This is a genomic window from Raineyella sp. LH-20, from assembly GCF_033110965.1.
Classification (GTDB): domain Bacteria; phylum Actinomycetota; class Actinomycetes; order Propionibacteriales; family Propionibacteriaceae; genus Raineyella.
The window spans coordinates 1920691-1941806 of the sequence record NZ_CP137003.1 but is presented as its reverse complement, the minus strand read 5'-3'; the positions used below and the strand labels follow the sequence as shown (position 1 = coordinate 1941806).

The 21116-nt window shown below is 71.3% G+C and carries 19 protein-coding genes; 10 read left to right on the top strand and 9 right to left on the bottom strand.

Annotation, left to right across the window (positions count from 1 at the left end):
* Window positions 1-3: 3 nt before the first annotated feature.
* From R0146_RS08360 to R0146_RS08345, 4 genes are all read right to left on the bottom strand, one after another.
* Window positions 4-2523, bottom strand: a complete 2520-nt coding sequence (locus R0146_RS08360; RefSeq protein WP_317688635.1) for a glycoside hydrolase family 65 protein — start codon at window positions 2521-2523, stop codon at window positions 4-6.
* A 22-nt stretch (window positions 2524-2545) separates the two neighbouring features.
* Window positions 2546-3295, bottom strand: a complete 750-nt coding sequence (locus tag R0146_RS08355) for an HAD family hydrolase (RefSeq protein ID WP_317688633.1) — start codon at window positions 3293-3295, stop codon at window positions 2546-2548.
* 97 nt (window positions 3296-3392) lie between these two features.
* Window positions 3393-4367: a CAF17-like 4Fe-4S cluster assembly/insertion protein YgfZ gene (locus R0146_RS08350; RefSeq protein WP_317688631.1), complete on the bottom strand. Its 975-nt coding sequence runs from the start codon at window positions 4365-4367 to the stop codon at window positions 3393-3395.
* Window positions 4368-4376: 9 nt separating this feature from the next.
* Window positions 4377-4874 (bottom strand): heme-binding beta-barrel domain-containing protein, encoded by a 498-nt coding sequence (locus tag R0146_RS08345; RefSeq protein WP_317688629.1) that lies wholly within the window; start codon window positions 4872-4874, stop codon window positions 4377-4379.
* Between the two features lie 168 nt (window positions 4875-5042).
* Here R0146_RS08345 and dtd point away from each other — a divergent pair, with 168 nt between their 5' ends.
* A complete protein-coding gene (gene dtd, locus R0146_RS08340) occupies window positions 5043-5489 on the top strand; it encodes a D-aminoacyl-tRNA deacylase (protein WP_317688626.1) in 447 nt (148 codons plus the stop codon).
* A 5-nt stretch (window positions 5490-5494) separates the two neighbouring features.
* On the opposite strand, the gene R0146_RS08335 is transcribed toward dtd, so the two are convergent.
* Complete coding sequence (locus R0146_RS08335; RefSeq protein ID WP_317688624.1) at window positions 5495-5752, bottom strand: MoaD/ThiS family protein; 258 nt, start codon at window positions 5750-5752, stop codon at window positions 5495-5497.
* Between the two features lie 351 nt (window positions 5753-6103).
* Between R0146_RS08335 and R0146_RS08330 the strand changes: the two genes are divergently transcribed.
* From R0146_RS08330 to R0146_RS08295, 8 genes are all read left to right on the top strand, one after another.
* Window positions 6104-6745 carry a winged helix-turn-helix domain-containing protein gene (locus R0146_RS08330; RefSeq protein WP_317688622.1) on the top strand — a complete coding sequence of 214 codons (642 nt, stop codon included), beginning with the start codon at window positions 6104-6106 and terminating at the stop codon, window positions 6743-6745.
* A gap of 186 nt (window positions 6746-6931) precedes the next feature.
* Window positions 6932-7960 (top strand): mycothiol synthase, encoded by a 1029-nt coding sequence (mshD, locus tag R0146_RS08325; RefSeq protein ID WP_317688621.1) that lies wholly within the window; start codon window positions 6932-6934, stop codon window positions 7958-7960.
* 106 nt (window positions 7961-8066) lie between these two features.
* Entirely contained in the window at window positions 8067-8972 is a 906-nt protein-coding gene (locus R0146_RS08320; RefSeq protein ID WP_317688619.1) for an NUDIX hydrolase, read from the top strand.
* A 232-nt stretch (window positions 8973-9204) separates the two neighbouring features.
* Entirely contained in the window at window positions 9205-10308 is a 1104-nt protein-coding gene (gene pstS, locus R0146_RS08315) for a phosphate ABC transporter substrate-binding protein PstS (protein WP_317688617.1), read from the top strand.
* Window positions 10309-10429: 121 nt separating this feature from the next.
* Complete coding sequence (gene pstC / locus R0146_RS08310) at window positions 10430-11386, top strand: phosphate ABC transporter permease subunit PstC (RefSeq protein WP_317688614.1); 957 nt, start codon at window positions 10430-10432, stop codon at window positions 11384-11386.
* The gene (gene pstA, locus R0146_RS08305) at window positions 11386-12552 is read left to right on the top strand and encodes a phosphate ABC transporter permease PstA (RefSeq protein ID WP_317688612.1); all 1167 of its coding nucleotides are present in this window, start codon (window positions 11386-11388) and stop codon (window positions 12550-12552) included. The genes pstC and pstA overlap by 1 nt, the downstream gene beginning before the upstream one ends.
* A 25-nt stretch (window positions 12553-12577) precedes the next feature.
* A complete protein-coding gene (gene pstB, locus R0146_RS08300) occupies window positions 12578-13357 on the top strand; it encodes a phosphate ABC transporter ATP-binding protein PstB (RefSeq protein WP_317688610.1) in 780 nt (259 codons plus the stop codon).
* Between the two features lie 424 nt (window positions 13358-13781).
* Window positions 13782-14771: a DUF2510 domain-containing protein gene (locus tag R0146_RS08295; RefSeq protein WP_317688607.1), complete on the top strand. Its 990-nt coding sequence runs from the start codon at window positions 13782-13784 to the stop codon at window positions 14769-14771.
* Between the two features lie 36 nt (window positions 14772-14807).
* Here R0146_RS08295 and R0146_RS08290 read toward each other — a convergent pair whose 3' ends face one another.
* Both R0146_RS08290 and R0146_RS08285 read right to left on the bottom strand, forming a co-directional pair.
* Window positions 14808-16133 carry a glycoside hydrolase family 3 N-terminal domain-containing protein gene (locus tag R0146_RS08290; protein ID WP_317688605.1) on the bottom strand — a complete coding sequence of 442 codons (1326 nt, stop codon included), beginning with the start codon at window positions 16131-16133 and terminating at the stop codon, window positions 14808-14810.
* A 5-nt stretch (window positions 16134-16138) separates the two neighbouring features.
* Entirely contained in the window at window positions 16139-17542 is a 1404-nt protein-coding gene (locus tag R0146_RS08285; RefSeq protein ID WP_317688603.1) for a mycothione reductase, read from the bottom strand.
* 78 nt (window positions 17543-17620) lie between these two features.
* Between R0146_RS08285 and R0146_RS08280 the strand changes: the two genes are divergently transcribed.
* Entirely contained in the window at window positions 17621-18277 is a 657-nt protein-coding gene (locus R0146_RS08280; protein ID WP_317688601.1) for a GOLPH3/VPS74 family protein, read from the top strand.
* A 42-nt stretch (window positions 18278-18319) separates the two neighbouring features.
* Here R0146_RS08280 and ccsB read toward each other — a convergent pair whose 3' ends face one another.
* Together ccsB and R0146_RS08270 are read right to left on the bottom strand one after the other, a co-directional pair.
* Window positions 18320-19375 (bottom strand): c-type cytochrome biogenesis protein CcsB, encoded by a 1056-nt coding sequence (gene ccsB / locus R0146_RS08275; protein ID WP_317688599.1) that lies wholly within the window; start codon window positions 19373-19375, stop codon window positions 18320-18322.
* The gene (locus tag R0146_RS08270; protein WP_317688597.1) at window positions 19376-21115 is read right to left on the bottom strand and encodes a cytochrome c biogenesis protein ResB; all 1740 of its coding nucleotides are present in this window, start codon (window positions 21113-21115) and stop codon (window positions 19376-19378) included.
* Between the last annotated feature and the right edge of the window lies 1 nt (window position 21116).

Sequence of the window (21116 nt, the reverse complement as noted above, 5' to 3'; positions counted from 1 at the left end):
CCGCTACTGGCCGACCGGTCGGGGGAGCGAGCCCGGGAAGGTGCCGGGGACGCCAGCGGTGATCCGGCTGCCGTCGCGGCGGACGCCGATCACCGTCTGCGGCGGCACCGGGCCGGGCACCACCGGTCCCTGGTCGGCCAGTGGCACCCGGACGCTCGGGCATTCCGGGCAGACCTCGTAGCGCACGTCGCGCACCAGGAAGGTCTCGTACGTCCCGTCGACCAGCGTGACGGTGAGCGCGTCGCGGCCCAGCTCGACCGCGATCGCCCCGCCGCGGCGGCGCAGCCGGAACCGCATCGCGTCCCACTGGGCCGGCAGCCGCGGGTCGAAGGACAGTTCGCCGTGCTGGTCGCGCATCCCGGCGAAGCCGGCGATGAGCGCCAGCCACACCCCGCCGGTGGAGGCCACGTGCACCCCGTCGGCGGTGTTGCCGTGCCGGTCGGCCAGATCGACGAACAGACCGGCGAAGAAGTACCGCAGCGCCAGCTCCTGATAGCCCACCTCGGCGGCGATGATGGTCTGGATGACGCTCGACAGGGTCGAGTCGCCGGTGGTGATCGGGTCGTAGTACTCGAAGTCGGCCCGCTTCTGCTCCAACGTGAACTGGTCGCCCTGGAGCAGCATCGCCAGCACCACGTCGGCCTGCTTGAGCACCTGGAAGCGGTAGAGCACCAGCGGGTGGTAGTGCAGCATCAACGGGAATCGGTCGGACGGCGTCGCGTCGAGGTCCCAGACCTCACGGTCCAGGAAATGGGCGTCCTGAGGATGCACGCCGATGTGCTCGTCGAACGGGATGGCCAGGTGGTCGGCGCAGCGCTGCCACTCCTCCGGCTCGTCCTCCCGCAGGCCGAGCCGGGCGACCATCCGCTCGTACGCCTCCGGCCAGGCGGTCGCCAGGGTGGCGACGGCGTCTCCGGCCAGCCACAGATTGTGCCGGGCCATCACGTTGGTGAACAGGTTGTCGTTGACCACGGTGGTGTACTCGTCCGGACCGGTCACCGCATGGATGTGGAAGACCTCGTTGCCGTTGTCGGTCCAGAACCCGAGGTCGGCCCACATCCGGGCGGTCTCGACGAGGACGTCGATGCCCTCCCGCAGCAGGAAGTCGACGTCGCCGGTGGCCTCCACATAGCGGTTGAGGGCGTACGCGATGTCGGCGTCGATGTGGTACTGCGCGGTGCCGGCCGCGTAGAACGCCGAGGCCTCCTCGCCGTTGATGGTCCGCCACGGGAAGAGCGCCCCGCGGGTCGACATCTCCCCGGCCCGCCGGCGGGCGTGGTCGAGCATCAGGTAGCGGAACCGCAGGGCGCTGCGGGCCACCTCGGGCATCGTGTAGATCAGGAACGGCAGGACGTAGATCTCGGCGTCCCAGAAGTAGTGACCGGAGTAGCCCGATCCGGTGACGCCTTTCGCCGCGATCCCGTAGGTCTGGGACAGCGCGGACGCCTGGGCGAGCTGGAAGAGGTTCCACCGGATCGCCTGCTGGACCGCGTCGTCCGCGCCGACCACCACGTCGGCGTCGGCCCAGAACCCGTCGTACCAGTCGCGCTGCGCCGTCCGGTACTCGTCGACCCCGGTGGTCATCGCCCGATCCAAGGTGCGCCGGACCCGGTCGATCAGCTCGCGCACCGGCACCGTCCGGGAGGTGTGGTAGGCGGCGTACTTGACCAGCCGGATCGGCTTGCCGCGCTCGGCCCGGACCCGGAAGATCACCTTGGCCACGTCGTCCTCGGACATGATCAGGGACTCGCTGTCGTTCTGCGTCTCGATCATGTGGTCGATGCCGACGGTGAGCGTCATCCCGGACTCGGCGGCGCGGAAGCCGAGCATCGCCCGCAGCCCCTTGGTCCAGTTCATCTGTGGTTCCAGCACCCGCCGGTCGAGGCCGTCGGTGCGCCGCGGATCCAGCCCCTGGGCGGCGGAGCGGACGTGGTACTCGTCCTCGCCGTCCTGGCGGTTGAGGATCTGGGAGGAGATCACCACCGGCGCGTCGGAGTCGAGCAGGGTGATCTCCATCGTCATCACCGCGAGGTGGCGCTCGGTCATCGACACCATCCGGGTGGTGTCGATGCGGACGGTCTTGCCGGCCGGCGTACGCCACACCAGGTGACGGCGCAGCACCCCGTCGCGGAAGTCGACGCTGCGCTCGTACTCCTCCAGGTCGGCCACCGGGATGTTGATCGGTTCGTCGTCGACGTAGAGCTTCAGCACCTTGGTGTCCGGGGCGTTGATGATCGTCTGGCCGACCCGGGCGAAGCCGTACGCCTCCTCGGCGTGCCGGATCGGCCAGGTCTCGTGGAAGCCGTTGACGAAGGTGCCGTGGGCGAAGCTCTCCCGGCCCTCCTCCGGGTTGCCGCGCATCCCGAGGTAGCCGTTGCCGACGGCGAACAGCGTCTCGGTGCTGCCCAGGTCGGCCCGGTTCGGGGAGGACTCCACCAGACGCCAGGTGTCGACGGGGAACCGGGTGCGGTCCAACGGGTCGACCGGGTCCGGCGGGGTGTGGGAATCCTGCGGTGAGCGCATCGTGTCCTCGCGAGGGGATGGATCAGGGGGCCGGGGTGGCCGGGTCGGCGGTGGGGACGAGATCGGACAGGTCGGGGACGACGACGTCCGCGCCGGCTTCGCGCAGCGCCGCCGCGCCGACTCCGCGGTCCACCCCGACGACGACGGCGAACCCGCCGGCGTGTCCGGCGGCGACTCCGGAGACGGCGTCCTCGACGACGACGGCCCGGTCATCCGCCACCCCGAGCAGCCGGGCGGCGTAGCGGTAGGTGTCGGGGGCCGGCTTGCCCGCCAGTCGTTCCTCGGCGGCGACGACGCCGTCGACGACCACCCGGAACCGGCCGACGAGGCCGGCGGCCTCCAGCACGGCGGCGGCGTTGCGGGACGAGGAGACCAGTGCGGTGGCGATGCCGCGGCGCTCCAGCCAGTCGAGCAACCGCAGCGAGCCCGGGTAGCCGGCGATGCCGTCGCGGCGCAACACGGCCAGGAAGGCGTCGTTCTTCCGATTGCCGAGCCCGTGGATCGTACGGGCACCCGGCGGATCGTCAGGCTCCCCCTCGGGCAGGGTGAGGCCGCGGGAGGCGAGCACGGCGCGCACCCCGTCGTAGCGCTGCCGGCCGTCGACGTACGCGTAGTAGTCGGCATCGCTCCAGGGCGCGACGCCGCTGTCGGCGGTGAGGACGTCTTCGAAGAGCTCGGCCCACGCCCGCCGATGCACCGCGGCGGTCGGCGTGATCACCCCGTCCAGGTCGAACAGGACCGCATCGACCGAGCACCAGTCCAAGGACGTCATGGACGTCACTGTAGGCGCGACCCGCCGGCCCGGAAAGCACCGGGTGTGCGCTGCAACACTCCTGGTACCGAGCACGGTGAGATCACGCGGGGACCGCTCAGCTCCGGCCGGGCCGGACGTGCAGGCCGACCTCGGGATCGACGAGCACCTCCTGGCCGGCGGCGACGTCCCCGACGACCAGCGGCGCGTCCACCGGGACCGTACGCTTCACCAGGGCCAGCGCGATCGGGCCCTGCTCGTGATGCCGGGCCGACGACCCGATGACGCCGATCGGACGCTCCGGTGCGTCGCGCAGCGCGATCTCCTCGCCATGGCCGGGCAGCCGGTCCGCCGAGCCGTCCAGCTGGAGCCGGACCAGCCGGCGCGGCGGCCGGCCGAGGTTCCAGACCCGGGCGACGGTCTCCTGGCCGGTGTAGCAGCCCTTGTCCATGTGCACCGCCCCGCCGAGCACACCGATCTCGTTGGGGATGGTGCGCGCGTCGGTGTCCAGGCCGATCCGGGCCACGCCGGCGGCGATCCGCCGAGCCTCGTACGCCCACAGGCCGGCCCGGCGCGGCCGGTCGTCGAGCGCGGTCAGCGCCGTCCGGGGCAGGAACAGGTCGGTGCCGCCCAGGCTGTCGTCGGCACGGCGGGTGACCAGCGGGGTCGGGAACCCGGCGGGGTCCTCCACGGTCCAGACCACCGCCACCTCGGCGGATCGGTCGGTGACCTCGACCCGGCTGAGGAACCGCATCCGGTCCAGGAAGCCGACCAGATCGCCGACCCGACCCGGCTCGGTGTGGCCCCACAGCACCTCCCCGTCGTCGACGAGGAACAGGGCGTGGTCGATGTGGCCCTGCGCATCGAGCAGCAGTGCGGTGGTGCCCTGGTGCGGCGCCAGCGTGACGAGGTGCTGGGTGGTCATCGCGTGCAGCCAGCTCAGCCGGTCCGGTCCGGCGACGGTGAACACCCCGCGGTGGGAGAGGTCGACCCAGCCGGCCCCGGCATCGAGGTCGCGCTGCTCGCGGGCCGGGTCGCCGCAGTGCACCACGGCGCCGGCGTCGACGCCTGTCTCGGCGCGTACGAGTCCCATCGGTGCCCCTCAGACCGCGGTGCGCTTGAGCCGGGCCCACATGTACGGCTGGAGTTCGTGCTCGGTGGTCGAGCGGTCGAAGGTCCACAGCAGGTCGCCCTCGACCTGGCCGTACAGCCGCTGCCCACCGGTGTAGCCAGGGGCGGTCACCGTACGGGCCACCGCATCGGTGACCAGCTCGATCTTCGCCCCCTCGACCGTGCCGAACCACACCTCGGACCAGCCCTCGGGGTGGCACATCACCACCTCCAGCGACCGGTCGGCCTGCGGCCGCCAGAAGCCGGTCTCCATCGACAGCGGGGCCACCGGACGACCGTCCGCGTCGGCGACGAAGGTCTGGGAGAGGTAGTGCAGGTAGTCGCCGCCGTTCTCGGTGAACTCGACCACCTGGCCGTACTCGAACTCGCCCTCTCCGGGCCACTGGCCCTTGCCGGTGCCCTCCCAGCGGCCGATCATCCAGGCGATCGGCATCAATGCGGGGGCGAGGTCCGGGCGAATCTCGAACATGTCAGTTCCGTCCTTGTCGGTGCGTGATCAGGCGGACGATCCCGTAGAGGGCCAGCAGGCCCACGAGCGTGCACATCCCGATCAGGAGTGCCGAGTAGAAGGTCGCCACCGCGCCAGTCTACGGGCGCCCACCAGACCCCCGGCCTCCGACGGCCTAGGCTGCTCGCTGTGCGAGCGGTGGTCCAGCGGGTCGGTCAGGCGTCGGTGACGGTGGAGGGGCGTACGGTCGGTGCGATCGACGGCCCGGGCCTGCTGGTCCTGCTCGGCGTCACCCATGACGACACCGAGGCGTACGCCCGACGGCTGGCCGAACGGATCTGGCAGCTGCGGATCCTGGCCGACGAACGCTCCTGCGCCGAGGTGGGTGCCCCGATCCTGGTCGTCTCGCAGTTCACCCTCTACGCCGACACCCGCAAGGGGCGGCGTCCCGGCTGGAGCGCCGCGGCGCCCCGTCCGGTCAGCGAGCCCCTGGTGGACACCTTCGTCGCCGCCCTGCGGGAACTGGGGGCGCGGGTGGCGACCGGCGAGTTCGGCGCGATGATGCAGGTGTCGCTGGTCAACGACGGTCCGGTCACCCTGGTGCTGGACCAACCACCGCTGGCGCCACTGCGCTGAGGCGGTCAGCCGCCGGCGAACGGCGGCAGCGCCTCCAGTTCCACCCCGCCGGTGAGCGGACGCGTACGCCCCTCGGCGCCCAGCCGCGCCCCGTCGAGCAGGAAGGAACACAGCCCGATCACCCGGCGGAACTCGGGATCGGCGCCCCGGCGTTCCTCGGCCTGCCGGAGCGCGTCCGCGACGGTCGCCGCCTCGAACTCCTCCGACTCGACGCCGGCGGCGTCCCGGGCCCCGGCCCAGTAGCGGATGATCACTGTCGCCATACCGCCATGCTGCCATGCGGTCGATGACGCCACCGCGGCGGCCGACCCGCCCGCGACCGCCCGCGACCGCCCGCCGCGATGTCCCGAGCAGACGCGATGTCCTGAGCAGACGCGACGTCCCGAGCAGACGCGACGTCCCGAGCGGAGGAGCTGATGTACCGAGCGGGGCGGACCCGATGTTCCGAGCGGGTAACAAGCCTGTTGCGGTGAGATGCCGCCGCCTGGGTCGATCCCTGTGTTCAGGCCGATCCACAGGCCACATTCACCTCGGGACACGCCGATCCGGCCTCGCGGTGCGACGTCGGAGCGGTACTTTTCTCCCGGGAGGTGAACGCGGTGCAACTACTGCTGATGACCACGCGCAGCGACACGGAGAGCGTGCTGCCCTCTCTTGCGCTGCTCCCTCACCAGGTCACCGTGGCTCCACTCGACGCCGCCGTCCTGCTGCACGCCCAGCTGCCGGACGTGATCCTGGTCGACGCGACCACGGCACTGACCGCCGCCCGGGCGTTGACCCGGGTGATCGGGACGAGCGGCAAGCACGCGCCGATCCTGTTGGTCACCGCCGAGGGCGGGCTGCCGGCACTGTCCACCGACTGGGGGTTCGACGACTTCCTGTTGGCGAGCGCCGGGCCGGCCGAGCTGGAGGCCCGGCTGCGGTTGGTCACCTCCCCCGTCGGCCGCGACGAGGTGATCGCGGCCGGCAGTGTGACCATCGACGAGGCCAGCTACGCGGCCGCGGTCAACGGCCAGCCGCTCGACCTCACCTACACCGAGTTCGAGCTGCTCAAGTACCTGCTGCAGCACCCCGGCCGGGTGTTCAGCCGCGAACAGCTGCTGGCCGACGTCTGGGGCTACGACTACTTCGGCGGCACCCGTACGGTCGACGTCCACGTCCGCCGGCTGCGGGCGAAGCTCGGTCCCGAGCACGAGGGCATCATCGGCACCGTCCGCAACGTCGGCTACCGGCTGGTCCCCGAGGGCAGCAACTGATCCTGGGGCCGCTGTGGTCCGGTCCTGGCCGCCGATCTGTCGAACGCGGCTCCTCACGTCGAGTCGGCCGCGGAGCCTCCCCGCGCGGCCTCCCTCAGACAGAAACGCTCGGCTCTCCATCTCGCCCGTGCGTTGGTGCCGAATGACGGACACCTCTGCACGGGCGAAACGCAGAGGTCGTCGGATGTGTCTGAACCGGTGCAGCGAGAGGAACTGCTCCGGGCCACCCGCACCCGTCGCGAGGACGACAGGAGGACCCGGATGCTCTTCGTGGCCACCACACATCAGGATCGTCGAGTGCTGGACCGCCCTCCGGCCGGTGATTACCGTGGCCCCATGCGCTACCAGCCGGCACTCCTCGACGATCTGGACCCCACCCAACGGACCCTCGTGCTGGCCCTCGCCGCCGAGGCTGCCGCCATCGACGGGCAGGACCCGCTCAACGAGGCGGCCCGGATGAGTCTGGAGCCTGGGGCTCACACGGCGCGGCACGTCCTGCTGGACGGGCCGGCCGGTCCGGAGGCGTACGCCAACCTGCAGCACACCGGCGACCTGGAGACCATCCAGCTCGTGGTGGCCCCGGACGCCCGGTTCACCGCGCTCGGCTCGGCGATGCTGGCGACCGCTCTGGCGGCCGTCCCGGAGGGCGCCACTGCGGCGCTCTGGGCCTTCGGTGACCTGCCCGGTGCGCGGGCCTTCGCCCGGGCCCACGGCCTGCGACAGTCCCGGGAGCTGCTGGTGATGGAGGCCCCGCTGGCCGAGCTGCCGCCGGTCCGGCTGCCGACCGGGGTGGGCATCCGCGGCTTCCGGCCCGACGACGAGACCGCGCTGCTCGACATCAACGCCCGGGCGTTCGCCCACCACCCCGAACAGGGGGCGATGGACGCCGCCGACTTCGCCGCCCGGACGGCCGAGCCGTGGTATCGCCCCGAGGATCTCCTGGTCGCCGACCGTGACGGGCAGCTGCTCGGTTTCCACTGGACCAAGCGGCACGACGCCGCGCTGTGGGAGGTGTACGTGATCGCCGTCGACCCCACCGTCCACGGCGGTGGCATCGGCAAGGCGCTGCTCCGCAGCGGACTGCACCACATGGCCGACCGGGGCGGGCGGCGGGTGCAGCTCTACGTCGAGGGCGACCAGGCGACCGCCGTCGGGCTCTACCGGGCGCACGGCTTCCGGACGGTCCACACCGACGTCATGTACCTGGCCGGCTGACCGCGGACGACGCCGCACCGGTCACCGGGCACCGCAGGCTCCGGCGGCCGGCCCTAGGATGGTTCCGCCCAAGCCGCCCCCGCACCTCGAGAAGGTCTCACCGCCCATGACCACTCCGAGCCCGAGTCCGGTGCTTGCCGCCGGCGCCGTCGTGCTCCGCCCGTCGCCCACCGACGACGGCGCCGTCGAGGTCCTCGTCGTCCACCGGCCCCGCTACGACGACTGGTCGCTGCCGAAGGGTCACCTGGACCCCGGCGAGCAGCTGCCGGTCACGGCTGTCCGCGAGGTCCGGGAGGAGACCGGCTGGGTGGTGCGCCTCGGCGCCCGGCTCGACACCACCTCCTACCCGGTCAACGGGCATCCCAAGGAGGTCCACTGGTGGGTGGGCACACCGGTGACCGACAGCGGTCTGGACACCGACGCCGAGACCGACGACGTCCGTTGGGTGAGCATCGAGGCTGCGGCCGGACTGCTCACCTTCGACTCCGACCGGCGACTGGTCCGCCAGGCGGTCGAGCGCCGGCCGCTGGTGCCGTTCGTCCTGATCCGGCACGGCAAGGCTCTCTCCCGGGCCAAGTGGAGCCGGGCGGACCGGCGTCGACCGCTCACCCCCCGCGGGGAGCGGCAGGCCCTCGCCCTGGTGCCGCTGCTCAATGCCTTCGGCATCGGCCGGGTGCACAGTTCGCGCGCCGTACGCTGCCAGGACACCCTGCACCCGTACGCCCAGGCCACCGGCCTGACTCTGACCACCCACGCCTCCCTCGATGAGGAGGCCGCCGAGACCGCGCCCGAGCAGGCGGGCGACCGGACCCGTGCGCTCGCCGCCGAGGCCGCCGCCGCAGGGGTCCCCACCGCCGTCTGCGGCCATCGGCCGGTGCTCCCGTTCATGCTGGCGGCCATCGACGTGGCGGATCGGCCGTTCGGCACCGCGGACGCCGTCGTGGCGTACGTCGCAGCGGACGGCACCAGTGGAGCGGACCCCGACCACTTCGAGGGAGCCGAGGAGGATTGAGGACGGCATGGGCCTACGGGCACCCACAGGCCGGGCACAGGTTACCTGCCGGCCGCGGCAACCTGCTGGTGACTGGTATCGATACGTGACCAAATCGTGACCGTCACCCACAGCTTGTTCACCGAGAGTTCACCGAAGAATCCTCGTCACGTCACCGCCCGCCCTTAACGTCCGACACGGGACCACGTAGTGCGGCCCCGTGCTCGACCATCCTCGTCCCGAAGGGAACCTCGTGAAGATCTCGCGTGTTGGCGCTTCCGTCGCCGCTGCCACCGCTCTGGTCCTCGGCCTGTCGGCCTGCTCCTCCTCCAACACCCCGGCGGCTTCGCCGTCCGCGAAGGCCGGCAACCTGACCGGGACCCTGTCCGGCGCGGGCGCGTCGACCCAGGAGTCCGCGATGACCGCTTGGATCGACGGCTTCAAGGCTGTCCAGCCCGGCGTGACCGTCCAGTACAACCCGGTCGGCTCGGGCGCCGGCCGCACCCAGTTCCTCGCCGGCTCGGTGACCTTCGCCGGCTCCGACGCTTCGCTGAAGACCGACGAGTGGGAGAAGTCGAAGGCCCTCTGCGGCACCGACGGCGCCTTCGCCGTCCCGGCCTACATCTCCCCGATCGCGGTGGCCTACAACCTGCCGTCGGTCAAGGAGAACATCAAGATGGACGCCGACACCATCGCCAAGGTCTTCTCGGGCAAGATCACCACCTGGAACGATCCGGCCATCGCCTCGCAGAACGCCGGTGTCACCCTGCCGAGCACCAAGATCACCGTCGTGCACCGCGCCGACGACTCCGGCACCACCGAGAACTTCACCGACTACCTGCACGCCGCTGCGCCGTCCGTCTGGACCGACGCCAAGGCCCAGGCCTGGCCGAAGCAGCTGACCGGCCAGGAGTCGGCCCAGCAGACCACCGGTGTCGTCTCGCTGACCACCTCCACCGAGGGCGCCATCACCTACGCCGACGCCTCCGCGATCGGCACCCTGGGCACCGTGGCCGTCAAGGTCGGCAACGACTACGTGAAGTACACCGCCGAGGCTGCCGCCAAGTCCGTCTCGACCGCCAAGAAGGTCGGCGGCCAGGCCCCGCAGGACATGGGCATGAAGCTCGACCGGACCTCCACCGAGGCCGGCACCTACCCGGTCGTTCTGGTCTCGTACCAGATCTTCTGCACCACCTACAAGGACCAGGCGACCGTCGACGCCGTCAAGGCCTTCGGTGAGTACGTGCTGTCGGCCGAGGGCCAGAAGGCCGCCGCCGACGCCGCCGGTTCCGCCCCGATCGGTGGCGACACCGAGAAGGAGGCCCTCGCGGCCATCGCCACCATCAAGGTCGCCTGAGCTCCTCAGGCTCTGCCATGATCGGTTAGACCCCAAGGGCAGCCGTCGGACGCCACCTGACGTCCGACGGCTGTTCGCCATCTGTCACGCTCGTCACTCCCACCCTGCAAAGGAGGAAACCTTGTCCGAGACCACTGTGACTCCGCCCGACGCCCCCGGCAATCTCGCCCGGAGCGGCGCCGCAGGACGTGCGAGCGACAGGATCTTCAACGGTCTGGCGCTGGGCGCCGGCATCCTCATCTTCGTCGTCCTCGCGCTGGTGACCCTCTACCTGGTCATCCAATCGGTTCCCGCCATGACGGCGGCGCCGTCCGCGACGTCCACCGGGACCTCGTTCTGGACCTACGTCGCCCCGCTGGTGATCGGCACGCTGGTCGCCTCGCTGATCGCGCTGATCGTCTCCACCCCGGTGGCCGTCGGCGTGGCCCTCTTCATCTCGCACTACGCACCGGCCCGGATCTCGAAGGGCGTCGGCTACGTCATCGACCTGCTGGCCGCCATCCCGTCGGTCGTCTTCGGCGCCTGGGGCTTCACCGTCTTCGGTCCCGCCCTCGTCCCCGGGTACAAGTGGCTGAACGGCCACCTGGGCTTCATCCCGGTCTTCGGGGAGCCGTCGACCACCGGACGTACGCTGCTGACGGCCTCCCTCGTGCTGGCGGTGATGATCCTGCCGATCATCACCTCGCAGTGCCGGGAGATCTTCATCCAGACGCCGGCCCTCCACCAGGAGGCCGCTCTCGCGCTGGGGGCGACCAAGTGGGACATGATCCGCACCGCGGTCTTCCCGTTCGCCCGCAACGGCATCGTCTCCGCCATCATGCTCGGCCTGGGCCGCGCCCTCGGCGAGACGATGGCCGTCACCCTGGTGCTCTCCCGCGGCGAGCTCACGCCGAACCTCATCGGCGTCGGCAACAACACCATCCCGGCCGAGATCGCGCTGAACTTCCCCGAGGCCTTCGGGATCCGTCAGAGCGAGCTGATCGCCGCCGGCCTGGTCCTGTTCGTCATCACCTTCCTGGTGAACATGATCGCCCGGTGGATCGTGAGCCGTTACTCCGAGTTCTCGGGAGCGAACTGATGTCGACCGTCACCCAGTCCCCCAACCTGACGCCCCGTCCGCAGCGCGCCGCCGGCCCCACCAATGCGCTCACCGCCGGTCAGCTGCCCCGCTGGGCACGGCCCGCGGCGCTCGGCGCCTCGATCGTCGTCTCGGCCGTCGCGATGCTCCTCATCGGCTGGTCCTGGGCGGGCTTCGCCATCATCGCCGCCGTGCTCTTCCTGATCGGCTTCACCATCTGGGCGTACGTCACGGAGGGCCCCCGGCACGGCCAGGACACCTTCTGGGGCACCCTCGTGTGGCTGGCGTTCTTCCTGGCCCTGATCCCGCTGGTCTCGATCCTCTGGACCGTCATCTCGGTCGGCGGGCCGACCCTGGTCAAGCCCGGCTTCCTGACCTCCGACATGGCCGGCGTCTCCGGCGTCCAGGACCGCAACGCCGCCCTCGGCCACGGCCCGCTGATGGGCGGCATCGGGCATGCCCTGGTCGGCTCCCTGTTGATCACCCTCGCGGCGACCGTCATCTCGGTGCCGATCGGCCTGCTCACCTCCATCTGGCTGGTCGAGTACAGCCGTGGCGGTTGGTTCACCCGGACCATCACCTTCCTGGTGGACGTGATGACGGGCATCCCGTCGATCGTCGCCGGTCTGTTCGCCGCCGGCATCATGTTGACCCTCTTCAACTGGGCCAACAACGGTGTCTCCGGCGGCAAGCACATCATGGGCATCAGCGCCGCCATCGCGTTGTCGGTGCTGATGATCCCGGTCGTCGTCCGATCCACCGAGGAGATGCTGAAGGTGGTGCCGAACGAGCTGCGCGAGGCGTCGTACGCCCTCGGCATCCGCAAGTGGCGGACGATCTTCAAGGTCGTCATCCCGACGGCGATCTCCGGCATCGCGTCCGGCGTCACTCTGGCGATCGCCCGGGTGGTCGGTGAGACCGCCCCGATCCTGGTCACCGCGGGCGTCGCGACCGCCGTCAACTGGAACCTTTTCAAGGGGTGGATGATGACCCTGCCGGTCTACATCTACCGCCAGTTGATGAATCCGACGGCTCCCGCGGCGCCGGCGCCGTCGACGGACCGTGCCTGGGGTGCAGCACTGGCGCTGATCATCGTGGTCATGCTGCTCAACCTCATCGCCCGGTTGGTCGCCAGCCGGTTCGCTCCGAAGACCTCGGGCCGCTGAGCTCCGACGACACAGAAGGAAAGCAATGTCCAAGCGAATCCAGGCCAAGGACGTCAACGTCTACTACGGTGATTTCCTCGCCGTCGAGAACGTGAACATCGAGATCGAACCGCGTACGGTGACCGCCTTCATCGGCCCGTCGGGCTGTGGCAAGACCACCTTCCTGCGCACCATCAACCGGATGCACGAAGTCATCCCGGGCGCGCACGTCAAGGGTGAGATCCTGCTCGACAAGGACGACATCTACGGCCCCGGTGTCGATCCGGTGAACGTCCGCGGCATGGTCGGCATGGTGTTCCAGCGGCCCAACCCGTTCCCGACGATGTCGATCCGTGACAACGTGCTCGCCGGCTACAAGATCAACGGCCGGCGGCTGAGCACCACCCGCGCCGACGAGATCGTGGAGCGCTCGCTCACCGGTGCGAACCTGTGGAACGAGGTCAAGGACCGGCTCGACAAGCCCGGCTCCGGCCTGTCCGGTGGCCAGCAGCAGCGCCTCTGCATCGCCCGCACCATCGCGGTCGAGCCCGAGGTGATCCTGATGGACGAGCCGTGCTCCGCTCTGGACCCGATCTCCACCCTCGCGATCGAGGACCTGATCGAGGAGCTCAAGGAGCAGTACACCGTCGTCATCGTGACGCACAACATGCAGCAGGCGGCCCGTGTCTCCGACAAGACCGGCTTCTTCAACATCGCCGGCACCGGCAAGCCGGGCCACCTGATCGAGTACGACGACACCGAGCGGATCTTCTCGAACCCGTCGAACAAGCAGACCGAGGACTACGTCTCCGGTCGCTTCGGCTGAGCCCCACGGTTCCCGCCCGCGCGACGCGCCGCCGACCCCACCGGGCCGGCGGCGCGTCGCCGTTCCGGCACACGTCCCGTACACCGCACACGTCCCGTACGTGGCACACGCCGCGTACGTGGCACACGCCGCGTACGCGGCACACGCCCCGTACGCTCCCGCACTTCGCCCATGCAGAGTTGCTGAATGACACGCACATTCGTCCGGGCGAAACGTAGAGCCGTGGCTTTGTGTCTGAGCTGGGCCCGTGTCCGAGCAGCGCCCCCGAGCAGCGCCTCGTGTCCGAGCGGCGCCCCGACGTCTGAGTTGGGCCTCGTGTCCGAGCGGCCCCGTTGTCCGAGCTGGGCCCACGCGGAGCTCGACCGGGATCATCGCCGGACACGCAGAACACGGATCCCGGCAGCGGCGCCCCTAGACTCGACGGGTGAGCACTCAGGCGGGTTGGTACCCGGATCCCTCCGGCACTCCAGGACTGTTCCGGTACTGGGACGGCACCCAGTGGACCCCGGCGGTGTCCCGGGCCCCGTTCGCTCCCCCGCCCGGCAGTCCCCCGCCCGGCAGTGCCCCATACGGTAGTGCACCGTACGGCAGTGCACCGTACGCCGCCGGTCAGCAGGGCGCGCCGAGCGCCTACCGCCCGTCCGGCCCGCAGGGTGGGTACGGCTCCGCCGCCTCGCCGGGCACGCCTCCGGTCCCCGGCTCGCCGACCCCGCGCCGCGGCGCGATCGGCTGGTGGCTGGCCGCCGCCGCCATCGTGACCGTGCTGGTGCTGGTGCTGGTGGTCGTCGGGGCCGTACGCCTCAGCCGTGTCCTCGCCCCCGGGGCAGGCCCGGGCGGTGAGCCCACCACCCAGGTCTGTCCGCCCAGTTCGTTCGACAGTCCCAGTCCGGAGGCCGAGCCGACGGACGGCCGGGTGCACGGCGGCAAATTGTCCTTCCCGCAGCTTGCCGACCCGTTCGGGCCGGTGGTCCCGGAGTACGAGGTGCCGTTCGCCCGCGACACCCACCAGCAGATGGTGCTGGTGGAACCGGACTACGACGGGCCGGGCAATGACTGGGTCGCCACCGTGATGGTCGGCGACCTGTTCGCGGGCGACGGGTTCTTCACCCCGCAGGACGGATCACGGATCGTCGTCGACTGCGTCGTCGGCCGCTTCTACGGCGACGCACAGGTCACCCGCCACGACGTCCGCAACGAGGCGACCACGATCGACGGCCACGACGCCTGGGTGGTGGAGTCGCAGCTCTCCTTCGACATCGCGGGCCTGAAGACCAAGGGGGAGCTGATGATCGTGGCGATCGTCAGCACCGGGCCGGCCGGCTCGGGCATCTACTACGCCTCCATCCCCGACACCACCCCCGAGCTGGTGGCACCGGCCCGGCAGGCGCTCGCCGGGCTCACCGTCTCCGGCTGATCGGTCCCGACGGCAGCGTCACGCCGGTCGGCGCTGTCAGGCTGGTCGGCAGTGAGCCCGCTGCCGTTCGGCCTTGAGGTCGAGGACCCGCAGCGTGCTCGCCCGCACCTTCGCGGCGAACGCCGGGTCGGAGCCGGCCCGGTCGGCGATCGCCTGCGCCATGTCGTCGGCGAGCGCCGGATCGACGGTGACCGCGATGTCGCCACCGGCGCCGATGAAGCGCACGGCCCGCTCCCCCGCCGGCACGGACGCGACCTGCTTCGCCACACCGAGGTCGTCGGAGACCACCACGCCGTGCCAGCCGAGGTCGCCACGGAGCATGTCCTCGATCACCACCGAGGACCACACGGCAGGATGGTCAGCGTCGATCCGGGTGTAGCGGGCGGTGGACACCATCACCATGTCGGTGCCGGCGTCGATGCCGGCGGCGAACGGCTGCAGCAGCGGGTCGTGGCGGGTGGTCCGGGTGTCGGTGACGTCGGTGGTGAAGTCCGTGTTGCCGACGACCTGACCCAGCCCGGGGAAATGTTTGACAGCGGTGCCGGTGCCGCCGGACCGCAGTCCGCTGACGAAGGCGGCCACGTGGGGCCCCACCGCCGCGGGGTCCGCCCCGAACCCGCGGCCGTACCGGGCGATCGGCTGATTGACCGCCTGCAGGTCCGGCGGGACGACATCGGCCACCGGGGCGAGGTCGATGTCGACGCCGGCCCCGTGCAGGTCCCTGCCCCACCGGCGGGCCGAGTCGGTCAGTGCCGGGGTCGTCATCCCGCCCTGGTCGGCGGCGGACGGCATCGACGCGAAGCCCGGGCCGGACAGCCGCTTCACCTGGCCACCCTCCTGGTCGACGGTGATGAGGAGCCCTGACCCGTCGGAACCGGCCGCGGTGCGCAGCGCGTCGGTGACCGTACGAACCGCGGACACCCCACCGGAGCTGGTGTTCATCAGCAACACCGAGCCGAGGTGCTGGGAGGCGATCAGCTTCCCGCCGGCGCCCGGGGTGTCGCCCTTCAGGTCGTAGCCGACCATCACCAGCTGGCCGGCCTGCTCCGCGGGGGTCATCGCGTCGACGGCGCGCCGGCAGCTGTCCGCGGGGACCACGCTCGGCACGCCGAGCACCCCGTCGGACGGCGACGGCGAGGCGGTCGCGGAGGCGGTGGCGTCGGGGCTCGGGGCGGCACCGGTCGTCGCGCCGGGGCCGGCGGGACGGCCGGAGCAGGCGGTCAGTCCGACGGCCAGGGCCAGTCCGACCGGAAGCAGCGCGCGACGTACGTGGCCGCGGGGCCGGGACGGCCCGGTGCTGGACGGCCCGGTGCTGGACGGCCCGGTGCTGGACGACCCGGTGGAGACAGTGGCAGCGGCCATGGTGATCACTCCCAGGGAAGGGCGAGCAGAGCGTTCTCGACCACCTCGGCGAGCGCCGGGTGGATCCAGTACTGGCCGCGGGCGAGCGTACGGGCGTCGAGGTCGAAGCTCATCGCCTGCAGCAGCGGCTGGATCAGGACCGACGCCTCCGGGCCGACGATGTGCGCGCCGAGCAGCCGGCCGGTGGCCGGATCCGCCAACAGCTTGCAGAAGTGGCCCTCGTCCTCCAGCGCCCACCCGTACGCCACGTCACGGTAGTCCTGGGTGGCGGTGATGTAGCGGACGCCGCGCAGCCGCGCATCCTGCTCGGTGAGGCCGACCGCCGCGATCTGCGGTGAGCCGAAGACGGCATGCGGCACGAACCGGTGGTCGGTCGCGACCGGTGCCTCGGGGTGCAGCAGATTGTGCTGCACCGTCCTCGCCTCGGCGTTGGCGACATGCTTGAGAAGGTGCCGCGAGGAGACGTCACCCAGCGCCCAGATGCCGTCGACCGGGGTCCGCTGGTACTCGTCGACCGGGACCCGGCAGTCCTCGGTGAGGGTCAGGCCGGCCGCCTCGAGTCCCAGGGTGTCCCCGTTCGGGATCCGGCCGATCGCGACGAGCACCAGGTCCGTGTCGTACGCCCGGGGGCCGCTCGGACCGGTCGCAGCGACCCGGATCCGGCCGTCCGGCAGCGGCGCGAAGGAGTCCAGGTGCTGGTGCAGCTTGACGTGGCAGCGTTCGGAGACGAACTGGGTCGCCCGCCGGGCGACGTCCTCGTCCTCGCGGTGCAGCAGCACCCCGGACCGGTTGAGGATGGTGACGTCGACCCCGAAGGACGCGAAGACGTGGGCGAACTCCATCCCGACGAAGCCGCCGCCGAGGATCACCATCTCCCGCGGCAGGTCGTCGATCCGCATCACCGTCTCGCTGGTGTGCAGCATCACCCGGTCGGTGCCGGGCACGTCGGGCATCCGGACCCGGGATCCGGCGGCGATCACGATCTGGTCGGCGGTGATGTCCTGGACCCCGCCATCCGCGGCGACCACCCGGAGCGTACGCGGACCGGTGAAGTGGGCCCTGCCCTCGATCAGTTCGACGTTCGGCATCCCGGACGCGCGCCACTGCCGCCCGCCGGCCGCGATCGGGTCGAGGCGGCCGAAGATCCGGTCCCGGATGCTGCGCCAGCGCACCCCGTCGAGGTGCAGGTCGACGCCGAGGGCCCGGGCGTGGTCGACCTGGGCGGCCAGGTCGGCCGGGTGGACGTACATCTTGGTCGGGATGCAGCCGAGGTTGATGCAGGTGCCGCCGAACAGCCGGTCCGGGCCGACACCGGCGTCGATGATGGCGACCCTGCGGTCGGCGAACCGTTCGTCGACGATGGTGTTGCCGGAGCCGGTGCCGATCACGCACAGGTCGAAGTGACGCATGGGGTCCACTCTAGTGAGTGCCGCCCGAGGGCCCTTCCCGGCGACGGCGGGTGACCGGGCCGCGCCTAGAGTGGGCACATGCTCTGGGCCGAGGACATCCTTCTGCTGTTGACCGACCAGCGCACCGGCCGTCTCGTCGTCCCATGGAACATGGCGGACCTGGCGCTGGCCGGCTCGGTGCTCGGCCAGCTCTGGCGGACCGGCCGGATCGACGTGGACGACCCCGACCACCCCCGGCGGCCCGGTCGGATCCGGGTGGTCGACGCCTCACCGACCGGCGACGATGTCCTCGACCGGGTGCTGGCCGCCCTGGCGGACGCCGACCGCCGCCCGGTGGCGGCGCTGCACCGGATCAAGGCGGGGATCCGCCGCGCCCTCTACGAGCGGCTGCAGGAGCGCGGGGTGGTGTCCCACCGGCAGGGGCGGGTGCTGATCGTGCTGCCCATCGACGAGTGGCCGTCGCGGACCCCCGACGTCCGCGCGCCGTTCGAGGAACGTCTGGGGCACTGGTGGACCTCCTCCACCTACCGGGAGGCGACCGACGACGTCGAGTGTGCCTCGGCGACCGCCCTGCTCAGCGCCACCGGGGCGATCGCCCCGGTGGCTCGCCGGATGGGTCTCGCACCACGGGTCCGGTCGATCCAGCGGCTCGCCGCGCAGGTGCGTGAGGCGTCCTGGGTCGGCTCGGCGGTCAACCGCATCCGGACCGCCCAGCAGGCGGCCACCACCGCCTGACGGCCGCGTCCCGGCCCGCAACCCGGCCGGCGCGTACGCCGCTCAGATGCCGGCGTACGAGTGCAGGCCGGAGAAGATCAGGTTCACCCCGATGAAGTTGAACCAGAAGGACACCAGCACGATGATCGACAGGATCGCCGCCCGAGAGCCCTTCCAGCCGGCCGTCAGGCGGGCGTGCAGGTAGGCGGCGACGATCACCCAGGTGACCAGGGAGAAGGTCTCCTTCGGGTCCCAGCCCCAGAACCGGCCCCACGCGTACTGCGCCCAGACCGCGCCGGCCGCCACCGCGAAGGTCCACAGCGGGAAGCCGATGGCGGTGGTCCGGTAGGCCCACAGGTCGAGGGTCTTCTGGCCGGGCAACTGGGCCAGCCAGCCGCGGGTGGTGCCCTTCTCGTCGGCGCGGCGACGCACCAGGTAGAGCACCGACAACAGGCTGCCGAGGTTGAACAGGGCACCGGCGATGGAGGCGGCGACGATGTGCACGACGAACCACACCGAGTGCAGCGCCGGCACCAGGTCGGCGACGGCGACGTAGAACACCTCGACGGCCAGCCCGACGCCGATGGTGGCGAGCAGCGTGACCGGAAGGCCGAGCCAGCGCATCCGGAAGCGCTGCGCCAGCACCAGGTAGGCCAGCACGATGAACGCGATCGTGGTGATCGTGAACTCGTACATGTTGCCCCAGGGGAAGCGGTGGGCGGCGACGCCCCGCAACACCGCCCCCAGCGCGTTCGACAGCCACGCGATCGCCGTCAGCGCCATCGCCAGGCGCCCCCAGCGGTCGCTCCGCTCGGGAGCGGGTGCCGGGGCGGCCTCGGTCGCGGTGCGTACGTCGCGCCGGCCGGTCCCGGTCGGCGGCTCGGTGTCGGCGGGGGTATCGGCGGACGCGGCGGGGGTATCGGCGGCGGGGGCGCCGGCGCCGACCAGCACCGGGGCCTGCTCGGCGGGCGCCGTCGCGGCCTCGGCCGGAACCGCTGCGCCGGACCCCTCCGGCAGGCGGCGGGCCATCGCCCACTCCACGCCGAAGACCGCCATGGCCACCAGGTAGAGCAACCAGGCAGTCATCATGGCCAGGTTCGAATAGGCAGCGAAGTCCATCTATTCCGTCCTTCCGGATGTCGTCGGCACCACATCTGTCCTCGGTGATCCCTCGTCGGCCGGGGGCTGCGGTCCATCTTCCCCCGGATCATCCATCGCCGCCAGTACGGTCGCCACTTCGCCGTCCAGCCCGGTCCGCGCGTCGGCACGATCCAGACCGCCGACCTCGACCCGGGTGCGGCCGTCCTCCCCGACGGTGGCGCGGGCCCAGATCCGGCGCGGCCGGACGAACAGGGACAGCATCAGGCCGATGATCGCCGCGGCGACCGAGCCGACGGTGAGCGGCAGGCCGGGACTCGCGGACACCTGCAGCTTGGCCCAGCGCTGCCAGCCGATGAAGGTGAGCCGGCCGCGCCCGTCGGGCAGGTCGACGTACTCACCCTCCTTGAGCCGGACGGCGACCGGCGTGCCGTTGGCGTCCTTGATCTGCTGCATCCCGGTGGTGTCGAGCGTGTAGACGCTCTGCGGGGTGCCGTTCTCCGGCTTCGGCGGCCCGGCCCAGGCGTTGAGGAACAGCTCGGGCACCAGCGCGTCCGGGAAGAGCGAGTGCGGGCCACGGGCGTCGACGGTGGCCGTCGGCAGGAAGAAGCCCTGGAAGCCGAGCGCCTCGGGTCGGGCGTCGGGCGCCTTGACGGCGCCGGTGGAGGTGAAGTTGCCGTCCTGGGGCAGGAACACCACCGGGCCGTTGAAGGCGACGTTGCCGTTGCCGTCGGTGACGGTCACCACCGGGGCATAGCCGTGGGCGATCAGGTGCACGTCGGTGCCGTTGATGTTGAGCGGGTGGTTGACCTCGAGCACCTCCTTACGCGGGGTCGCCCCCGGCCGTTCGGTGACGGTGACGTCAGCGGTGAACTGCCGGGCCGCGCCGGTCTGCACCGGCCCGGTCTCGAACCGTACGGTGAACGCGTCCAGGGACAGCGAGAACGGCAGCAGCGCCCGGTCGCGGAACAGGCCGCCGCCGGTGAAGTCGTCGTACTGGGTGACGTTGTTGGAGAATCCCTGACCGGCCACCACGATCGAGGTGCCCTTGTAGCCGTACAGGTTGCTCCAGGCGATGCCGACCAGCAGCACCAGCATGCTGAGGTGGAACAGCAGATTGCCGAACTCCCGCAGGTAGCCGCGCTCCGCGGCGACCGACCCGTCACGACGGGTCACCCGGAACCGCTTGTGGCGCAGCACCGCGGCGGCCGCGTCGAGCGCCTCGTCGGCGCCGCGGGCGGTGGCCGAGGTGGCCGACTCGGGCAGCCGGTCCAGCCGGCTCGGGGTGGCCGGCGGCTCCGCCCGCAGGGCCCGTACGTAGACCCGGATCCGCGGCAGGATGCAGCCGACCAACGAGATGAACAACAGCAGGTAGATCGCCGAGAACCACGGCGAGGTGTAGACGTTGAACAGGCCGAGCGCGTCGTAGACCTTCGACAGGCCCGGGTTGGCGCTGCGGAAGTCGAGCACCTTGGTCGGATTGACCGGCTTCTGCGGCACGATGGCCCCGGGGATCGCCGCCAGCGCGAGCAGGAACAGCAGGATCAACGCGGTCCGCATCGAGGTCAGCTGGGTCCAGATCCACCGGCCGGTCTCCTGCAGCGTCAGCGCCGCCGGCCGCTCGGCACCGGTGTGCCGCCCGCGGACCTTCCGGTCCCGGCGTCCCCTCGGGGCGTGCCCGCGCTTCGGGTCCCGGCCGTCCGTCGGCGTCTCCCGACCGGTCGGAACCTCCGGCCCCGCCAGGTCCTTCCGGTCGGTCACG

Bases quoted from the DNA above. Each gene is read 5' to 3' on its own strand.
- R0146_RS08285 (WP_317688603.1), bottom strand. From the start codon at position 17,542: ATGCGTCACTTCGACCTGTGCGTGATCGGCACCGGCTCCGGCAACACC.
- R0146_RS08280 (WP_317688601.1), top strand. From the start codon at position 17,621: ATGCTCTGGGCCGAGGACATCCTTCTGCTGTTGACCGACCAGCGCACC.
- R0146_RS08290 (WP_317688605.1), bottom strand. From the start codon at position 16,133: ATGGCCGCTGCCACTGTCTCCACCGGGTCGTCCAGCACCGGGCCGTCC.
- R0146_RS08330 (WP_317688622.1), top strand. From the start codon at position 6,104: ATGACCACGCGCAGCGACACGGAGAGCGTGCTGCCCTCTCTTGCGCTG.
- pstB (WP_317688610.1), top strand. From the start codon at position 12,578: ATGTCCAAGCGAATCCAGGCCAAGGACGTCAACGTCTACTACGGTGAT.
- R0146_RS08350 (WP_317688631.1), bottom strand. From the start codon at position 4,367: ATGGGACTCGTACGCGCCGAGACAGGCGTCGACGCCGGCGCCGTGGTG.
- R0146_RS08355 (WP_317688633.1), bottom strand. From the start codon at position 3,295: ATGACGTCCTTGGACTGGTGCTCGGTCGATGCGGTCCTGTTCGACCTG.
- R0146_RS08345 (WP_317688629.1), bottom strand. From the start codon at position 4,874: ATGTTCGAGATTCGCCCGGACCTCGCCCCCGCATTGATGCCGATCGCC.
- pstA (WP_317688612.1), top strand. From the start codon at position 11,386: ATGTCGACCGTCACCCAGTCCCCCAACCTGACGCCCCGTCCGCAGCGC.
- R0146_RS08335 (WP_317688624.1), bottom strand. From the start codon at position 5,752: ATGGCGACAGTGATCATCCGCTACTGGGCCGGGGCCCGGGACGCCGCC.
- R0146_RS08360 (WP_317688635.1), bottom strand. From the start codon at position 2,523: ATGCGCTCACCGCAGGATTCCCACACCCCGCCGGACCCGGTCGACCCG.
- ccsB (WP_317688599.1), bottom strand. From the start codon at position 19,375: ATGGACTTCGCTGCCTATTCGAACCTGGCCATGATGACTGCCTGGTTG.
- R0146_RS08320 (WP_317688619.1), top strand. From the start codon at position 8,067: ATGACCACTCCGAGCCCGAGTCCGGTGCTTGCCGCCGGCGCCGTCGTG.